The sequence below is a fragment of the Yersinia sp. 1252 StPb PI genome (assembly GCF_048593885.1).
Taxonomy (GTDB): Bacteria; Pseudomonadota; Gammaproteobacteria; order Enterobacterales; family Enterobacteriaceae; genus Yersinia; species Yersinia enterocolitica_E.
This window is the reverse complement of record NZ_JAZGQE010000200.1, coordinates 1-7,926: the sequence shown is the minus strand read 5'-3', so window position 1 is coordinate 7,926 and position 7,926 is coordinate 1. Positions and strand designations below refer to the sequence as shown.

Genomic DNA, 7,926 nt, shown 5'->3' with positions numbered 1-7,926 from the left:
CCTCCCTGCCCAGGGAGCTATTATATTTACGCTATATTGGACAAGGACTGGAGAACCTACAGCAGAAACCCAGGTGGTCGAAGCAGTTAATCGTTATGTCAGTATTAGATATGAATAATTTACTGACATTTAATTTATAGCTCAATTATTTTGCATAATCATAATCCCGGATCAATTAGAGCATCACAGTTCATAGATTTAAATTATGACTCCAAACGTTCAAGTCTGTGCACCCATCTCAATAAAGTAGTTAACAAATCCAAATAACATCATTTTAAGTCATATTTTCAACATAAAATACTGAACATTCTACTAACTGTAATTTAGTCCAGTAAACCGTCTGAGTGACTATTGAAAAATTAACCACTAAATATTAGGATTAACACCATATATTGTGTCTAGATATAAACGAGATACCATATATGCTACATCAATACTTCTCTTATAAGGATTCAGGCCATGAGTAAAAATACAAAACAAACATCTGGCAATGTAGCTTCCGTTGCTGCGAAGACTTTAAATGACCCTAACGCTTCTGCAATCCAGAAAAGCCTTGCTGGTTCTGCTCTCTCCCAACGAGGAACACCAAATCAGACAAGTGGAGAAATGGAACATAAAGCATCGGTTGCACTTGATAACCCAAATTCCTGTGCATTGACAAAGCAGCTAGCGGCCTCTGTGTTAGCACAAGCGAATAAAGATCGTAAATAAGTTCCGTCTTAATTAACTACTGGGGCTAACGCCCCTTTTGTCGATGGCTGACCAGCTGACTAATCAGAATTATCCGCCATCAGTGATCTTTACAGGTTATTTTTCTTGGCAAAATCAAACGACCTAATCATCCGTTTCCGGTTGGCATCTAAATAATCAGCCCCTATTGGATCGCTCAGCTTTATGGATATAAGCCGCACGTACAGAGCTACGTTCTTAATGGCTCATCTACCTCTCTATATATTCCTTCAACCATAACGTCGCCATCTGTGGGCTTATAAGCTTTAGCTTCAAGCTCGGCAGTATAAACATACTCGAACCTGCATATACACAAGCAGGTTGATGTGGGGTAACTCAGATTGACGTTGGTGGACTGAAAAGCGGGGGTAAAGCCTTGCGGGGACTGGGTTATAGATATACAAAAGACGCTCGTAGACGTCTCTTTACATACTAATGGTGCGAAGGCCGGACTCGCCAATCACTTTCAACCATCTGAATTATAAGTAAATAGCTCAAGACACAACCACTATATATACTCACTTATATACTCAATTGATTTTTACATAAAATCATATTAAATCAATAAGTTAGTGAATTTGTGGTTTTGAGATTTTACGTGATTTTCTGAAGAAAAACAGATTTTAGAAATGCCTAGATTAGATGCTTTGCGCTAACATTCCGGGGTAGTGTTTCGCAATGATGTCATTCATCTTGTCGATTAGCTCTGGGCGCTTAAACGTCAAGTGCCCGGTACCCTTCTGGAAATATCTAATATTAAAGTAATCATCTTCATACGCCTGCTGGCTCGGGTTATCACGCACATGTTCCATCAGCCGGGTACTTATGTCGCCTCTGTTGTCAGGAATAGGTTTTCCATCCAACAAGAATAACATCCGTTCCAAATCGGCCAACTGATCTCGACGCCAGCCCCAGTTCAGGCTGTAACCCCAACGATTATGAGTCACCAGATTATTGATGATGATCTTCTTTCCGAAACTACACGGACTGTTAGTTTTGTAATCCCATGACAGCCCTTTAAAAACATTGATAATACCCCGCTCAAATACCTCATCTTTGCTCTGATGTAGCTGCTCAAAGGTACTGAGTATGTTGGCTTCACTGATGGCAGGAATATTCTCCCCCTCAAGGCTTTTGTTCCACAGGTCCCTTGCCTGAGCGTCCATCAAACTGAGCATTCCCGATTTTTTCATCAAATCTCGCCATATACCGCGATCAAGATTGCAGGTAATCACCTTCATTGCCGTTTCTGCTTTCTCCATAAGCCAGCAGCCACAGCGAAAGTCTTGTCGCATGGCCCAGTCTCNTGCAATTCCACCGCCAATGCTGCTGGTGGTTGCCGAGATGCCTTCAAGCTGGCAGATAAGGGCTTCAGTCTGTGCCAGCGCTGCGTTACGCCCGGAAATGATCCGCTCGATATTGGTCGAGCAGATGAGTTCAGTATGGTCAGTTAGTACTTCATGTTCTGTTTGCATCATTAGTTTTCCATGAACAAAAACAAATACGCCTGCCGGGAATGGCTGGCGCATTATGCTGATAGAGTTGAGACAAGAAAAATCAGGCGTTCAAATCAGGAATGCGGCACGCAAGATTTAGATACTTGGCGATCCAGTCAGCAGTTTGTTGCCAGTCAGAGAGGGGAATATCAGTAGTAATCTGCCAGGAGGTAGGGCACTAGAAGTCAGCCAACAGAAGGACCACCCTGACCAAAAAACTATAAGGCAGGTGATTGGTATTACAGCTATAGTCGGCTGTTTGATGAATACCGCGAGTCAGTATAAATGCATCTCCTGCCTGCTGGTGGGCACGACTTCCGTTAAATGAAATGACTCCTAGCCCAATCAAACTATCGTCAAACCGCAGCGAGGTATTACCTGAATGCTCGCAAATGGTCAGGCAGGAATGGTCGGTGGTTTGTGGCTGCATTCTTATCTGACGATAAGCTTGAGTCACAGCTTGGCATAAATCGGACCACGACTCGGGTTCGGCTTCCTTCAACTGCTTGATACGATAGACTGCGGAGGGGATAGAAAAACCAGCGCTCATGGTATGCCTCTCTGCACACCACGCAGCAACCCTGTTGCCCTTCTTGCACGAAGAATATCAATCGTATTAATAAACGGAGCCTGTTCGTGTCAGGAGAAACCTTTACGGTCGATGCGTACCAATACATATCGCTCTACCAGAAAATTAATTGCATCAGTTAATGAGATACCGGCCTCAATATGCTCGCGTATTTTCTCTTCTTCAGAAAACGGTGTGTCGTTCAAAGTAAGACCATAGTGGCGTTCTAATAAATAGGTCAGCAGCATCTGCCAGGTTTGCACAGGCGAAAGACATGTAGAAGCCGGCACTGCACTCGGTGCCATTGATGTTTGCATGGGATATTCCTTGTGGAATTGATTTGTCGAACGGGACGTCAGATAGGGTTTGGACAAAAGAGATTATTGAGATGTTTTATAATGATGGGGAAAGCATTAATTTCAGCAAGCCGCACCGCCATGACGGTCAGAGCCATCCTCGCTCCGCGAATGAGACAGCCACTCCTTCTCCTGTTACTACATGATCTAAAACACGGACATCGACTAATTTGAGCGCACTTACCAGTTTATTGGTGATTTGCCGATCAGTGTCACTGGGTTCAGTGACGCCAGAAGGATGGTTATGAGCAAAAACGACAGCCGCAGCATTATGCGCCAGAGCGCCTTTAACAATTTCACGCGGATGGACTTGAGTGCGATTAATGGTTCCTAATGCATTGATTTCATAATTCAGTAATCGATGCTGATTATCCAAATACAACACCATAAAAACTTCCCGCTCGAGCCCGGCCATTTTTAAGCACAACCACTTCGTTGTCATGCTGGTGGAAGTGAATGTTTGAGGTTCGCGTTCAAGCTGTTTCTCAATGAGAGATAAAGCCTGCTGAATAATATTTTCTTCTGATGCGGTGAAGGTTCTGGTAAGTGAGATTTCGTACATAGCGGCTCCTTAAAATGAAAAACCCCTGTCGCATATGCGACAGGGGTTCAATAAAAGAATGGATCGATAATTCGGCGTTCTTTATCGGTAATAAATTTCGGTGCATTCACCCTCTTGTGGAAGTACCTTTTGGGCATTTTTCAAGCTGACCTGATAACTGCTCACCTTCTTATCATTGATGTAAACATCGAAACTCTGAGCCTTCGCAATATCTCCAATGAACGATACCCATGCATTATCGGCATTTCGCCACCCGAGAGAGGCAGGGATCCAATACTGTTGGTCACTCATTACAACAACAATATTAGGATTTTGATCCCCAGGATATACAGTCGTGCCATTGGCTAACGTAACGGCTACACCATGCTCAAGTATTCCATCCTTGTCGGGATTGCCGGTGCAGTTGATCGTGAAGGCCACATTATCCGTGCTGGTGATGGTGTATTCCGCATTGCCCTGCCCGAAGCCACTACTCCACATATTGGGGATAGCCAGAGCAGGAGATGCGAGTAAGCAAAGTGATGCCGATAAAACATATTGGCGCATTATCATCTATTCGTCCTTATTTTCTACAATCCTGATTTTGAAAGCACTCGATAGTCGAGATGGCGTCAGCAATTCCCTTTCTTTCGGCATAGCTCATTGAGCGTTTCTTTCGCTACCCATTGTTTAAGCAGCCTGTCGTCAGATGATTCTTTGGCTTTGATCTCAGCCAGTTGCTTTTTATTGATGCACTTATCGGCAATCGTCGTTAAAATTTTTGGCGCAACCTGCTCGTTATACTCCCTCGAAAGATTCTGCCCGGATTGTGAGTCGACGATGCTGAAATAGCATCCTTCCCCCGTATCTTCTCCCTGATATACTACGGTCAAATCAGCGGGTTTATCGTTGGGGGCCTTAACTAATTTAATGGTCTTGCTTCTCTTGTCCGCCAGGAAAAAGTTTCCCTGCCATCCCGTTCTGATGAAAAAGTGATCCGTCCAGGGATAGTTCTCAATGACACTAGCTTTATAAAGTGGCATGCCTAATTGCTCATCGGTAAATCCGTCTGCTGATTTCCATCCACTTTGCTTCATATTGGACCAGGCTTTTACCGACCCCACGACGTTGTAAGCCTGCGTGTTAAATGCTAAAAGCAGGCTCCCGAGTACTATCAATTTCTTATTCAATGTTGTGTTCATCTGTCACTCCTGCGAATGGATATGTTGTCTGGTATAAATGAAATAATGGGATAACGCATTAACCTTTAAGCCAATTTTTGGCTATTGAATTCCTTTAAAACGTCATGGATGAAACGGAAATGTGGGAGTGCGGTAATAAAGTCATTACCGGCAGTGAGGCGGCTCAGATCATCTCGGCGGGAGAATGACTCTTTAAGAAGCTTGACCTCGGTAATTTCAATAGCCAGGAATACGTTCAGATATCCGCGATACTCACAAACCAGATACCAAATACCGTCCAGACAAATAAGGCGATAAGGGGCCAGACGTTCATACTGCCGTCCGCCGCTAAAAAGCGTCACCAGCAACCGCTCTGTTATCGCTCGTGTTAACAGATGAAAACTTTCAGAGGGGGCGGCAACACTTCGTAACGGGGTTTGGTAAATAATGCATGGCGAGTCATCGCGGCTGTTCATCAGCATATTGACTAAACGGCTATCAAGTACCGGGAAGACCACCGAGACGCCCGTTTGGCGGGCGAAGTGGAGTACGTCACGTTCGCCTGAGGAAGTGTGGCTCCCTGGCACCAGGCGACACAGACCATTTTTATATTCTAAATCCAGGTAAATCAGTCGCTCCCGAAAATCCCGGCGGAGTGTACGTACCGATACTCCGAACTCTACCGCCAGTATGCGCACGCTCAGTGTTTCACCGTTTAGCAAACGGCTGATAATCAGTGACAACCTCACGGCCAGCCGATCATAGCGACGTTCAGGCTGTGGCATTGCATGGTCTCCGTAGAAAGTTAACTGGCTGATAAATTGTGTGATTATTTTAACGAGGGGGGCGGACAGGATATGGACACAACGGAAAATATTTTTATTTCTACGGGAACCCAGATACAGGGCGAGTTGGTAGCGGGTTCCTCGTGGTCATCTGCGGGATTATCGTTACCCATATCGGACAGGGTGTGTCCGGGGCATCAAATACTTAAATCGGTAAACGACCTTGCGTATGTTCCAGCATGGTCTCCGCCATCACCCAAAGCGCTCTATTCAGCTTCACATCCCCATCAATACCGTTAACAGCACGAGTGCGGGCTGGTTTACCTTTTACATTTCGCCCGTTAAGACCGCCTTTGATTAAGTTCTCCTGGATCCGCTGATAAGTCGTCCAAAGGTCATCAGACTTATCCTCCCATCGACGGGGAGACAGAGCCTGGGCTGCAGTCACCGGCTGGTGCTCCTCTCCAAAACGGTAAGTGATGGCAGCTGTTGCCAACGCGTGTTGCGCTGGTGGAGGTAACATTAATGACTGCATGACCTCACGTTTTTCTTCAACACGATCAAATATACCCAGCACCTCATACGCGCCTTCGATGACCTTTCCAACGACGTCGCCTTTATGTGGTACACGCACCTCACCAAACGTTTCGCCGCACACCAGCCCGTTCTGGCAGACAAAGCGGAATAACCCTGGCAGCATTTGGTAACTGCTTGAACCATCGTGCGAATTCAGAAGAATGATTTCAGGAACCTGTTTACCCGTTATCTGCCCCTCGCGACGCAGGCGCAGCATGTGCTTGGTATGCTCGCGCTTCTCGGGATCACGAACCCTTGTCTGACAGGCAAAGAACGGCTGAAAACCTTCTTTCTGCAAGTTGTCGAGGAGGGTAATTGTAGGGATATAGGTATAACGGTTACTGCGTGATGCATGTTTTTCCTCGCTGAATACGCTGGGAACGGCGCAAAATAATTCATCGCGAGTTAAGGGACGGTCACGGCGAATTATGTTGGCAGAGCCAAAGCGGGAAGATAAACGGGCCATAAGTACTCCTTCGTTGTCATTCAAAATGAAATAAAAAAAGCCTGCTGCGTGAGCAACAGGCCTTTGAAATTGGGAGATGAGAGGTATTGTTAATTCAGAAGAAAAAGTCCCATATGGCTCGGGCGACTGAAACCACCGAGTCACGCACACCGAGAATAAGTGCTCTGACAGTTTCAGGTATAAATGGCAGCATGGCCGCTTTATCAAGCACACCCCCTACAGATTTGCCAAAGTCTGCGCGCGCACTCTCTTTGACAGAATGGCTTCTGAGGTTATCGTTTAGTTGGGTTTGAAAAGGACTACTGGCTTTCGCGGGCAAAGCTCGCATCAGGTTATCCACCATTTGACTTAGCCCCCATCCATGCTTCGCGGAAATTGCACAGACTGGATTGTTAGGTGAAAACTGAGAGCGGATATCGCGTAATTTATGGCTGAGGTTGATTTTCTGAAGAGGGGATAGTGTTTGACTTGCGTTATCCCATTCATGGCAAGGCTCAAGTTTATCAGCCTGGTTGACGACAAATAACACCTTGTCGCGATGAGCACCGATGACATCTCGGTAAAATTGTTCATCGACCGACAAAGCCCGGTCATCAGCTTTGATTACCCAGAGTATAAGATTCATGCGCGGTAAAAGGCGCTGATACAATGCTGCATACTCATGGTCGCGCGCAGCGCTTTCACCTACGCCAGGTAGGTCAACTAGCACCATACTATGCCGTCCCATACGTAGGCGAAAACGGAGTGGTTCACGAGTACAGGCTATAACATCATTGACTGGCGTGATGTCACTCGCAAAAAGAGCATTACACAATGATGATTTTCCGGAGCCTGTTTTTCCCATAAGACCAATCACCGGCTCATAATCACCAAGCCTGCAAACGTGTAATAAGATGTGCGCTTTAACTGCATCCGGCAGTGCACTAACAGACTGCGCCATCTGATGAATGCCTTCACCTTTATTCATGAAATTACCTCAGACAACAAAAAGAAAGCCCGCCAGGATCATAAAGACTCTGGCGGGCTTAAGGGAAATGGTCATGGGGATAATATCTATCTGAGATTCTTTTAAATATAGCCAGTTAATATTTAATGATTGCTTTCATGTAAGCATCATGGATGAGAACCTCTAACTCTTCATTTATTTTTCTTTTGTTTTTTCTTACAAGATAATCCAGTTGTTTTTTACTCTCCTTGCCAATGTAAGTGTTCAATACCTTTTTATCTT

9 protein-coding genes and 1 pseudogene are annotated in these 7,926 nt (G+C 45.3%); 1 reads left to right on the top strand and 9 read right to left on the bottom strand.

The window, feature by feature from the left end; translation table 11 throughout:
* Window positions 1–459: 459 nt before the first annotated feature.
* Window positions 460–711: a hypothetical protein gene (locus tag V2A85_RS20295; protein WP_372557899.1), complete on the top strand. Its 252-nt coding sequence runs from the start codon at window positions 460–462 to the stop codon at window positions 709–711.
* Window positions 712–1,367: 656 nt separating this feature from the next.
* On the opposite strand, the gene V2A85_RS20290 is transcribed toward V2A85_RS20295, so the two are convergent.
* The 9 genes and pseudogenes from V2A85_RS20290 to V2A85_RS20250 form a co-directional block, all read right to left on the bottom strand.
* Complete coding sequence (locus tag V2A85_RS20290; RefSeq protein ID WP_420072204.1) at window positions 1,368–2,204, bottom strand: DUF4942 domain-containing protein; 837 nt, start codon at window positions 2,202–2,204, stop codon at window positions 1,368–1,370.
* Window positions 2,205–2,403: 199 nt separating this feature from the next.
* Complete coding sequence (locus tag V2A85_RS20285) at window positions 2,404–2,775, bottom strand: hypothetical protein (protein WP_420072203.1); 372 nt, start codon at window positions 2,773–2,775, stop codon at window positions 2,404–2,406.
* Window positions 2,772–3,110 (bottom strand): annotated as a pseudogene (locus V2A85_RS20280) (TA system toxin CbtA family protein). The gene V2A85_RS20285 and the pseudogene V2A85_RS20280 overlap by 4 nt, the downstream one beginning before the upstream one ends.
* 127 nt (window positions 3,111–3,237) lie before the next feature.
* On the bottom strand, window positions 3,238–3,711 hold the full coding sequence (gene radC / locus V2A85_RS20275) for a RadC family protein (protein ID WP_420072202.1): 474 nt from the start codon (window positions 3,709–3,711) through the stop codon (window positions 3,238–3,240).
* Window positions 3,712–3,792: 81 nt separating this feature from the next.
* Complete coding sequence (locus tag V2A85_RS20270) at window positions 3,793–4,257, bottom strand: hypothetical protein (protein WP_167311689.1); 465 nt, start codon at window positions 4,255–4,257, stop codon at window positions 3,793–3,795.
* Between the two features lie 65 nt (window positions 4,258–4,322).
* Window positions 4,323–4,892: a hypothetical protein gene (locus V2A85_RS20265; protein WP_420072201.1), complete on the bottom strand. Its 570-nt coding sequence runs from the start codon at window positions 4,890–4,892 to the stop codon at window positions 4,323–4,325.
* Between the two features lie 65 nt (window positions 4,893–4,957).
* On the bottom strand, window positions 4,958–5,656 hold the full coding sequence (locus V2A85_RS20260; protein WP_219651528.1) for a helix-turn-helix transcriptional regulator: 699 nt from the start codon (window positions 5,654–5,656) through the stop codon (window positions 4,958–4,960).
* Between the two features lie 205 nt (window positions 5,657–5,861).
* A complete protein-coding gene (locus tag V2A85_RS20255; RefSeq protein ID WP_420072200.1) occupies window positions 5,862–6,698 on the bottom strand; it encodes a DUF932 domain-containing protein in 837 nt (278 codons plus the stop codon).
* A gap of 94 nt (window positions 6,699–6,792) precedes the next feature.
* Window positions 6,793–7,665 carry a GTPase family protein gene (locus V2A85_RS20250; protein ID WP_420072199.1) on the bottom strand — a complete coding sequence of 291 codons (873 nt, stop codon included), beginning with the start codon at window positions 7,663–7,665 and terminating at the stop codon, window positions 6,793–6,795.
* Between the last annotated feature and the right edge of the window lie 261 nt (window positions 7,666–7,926).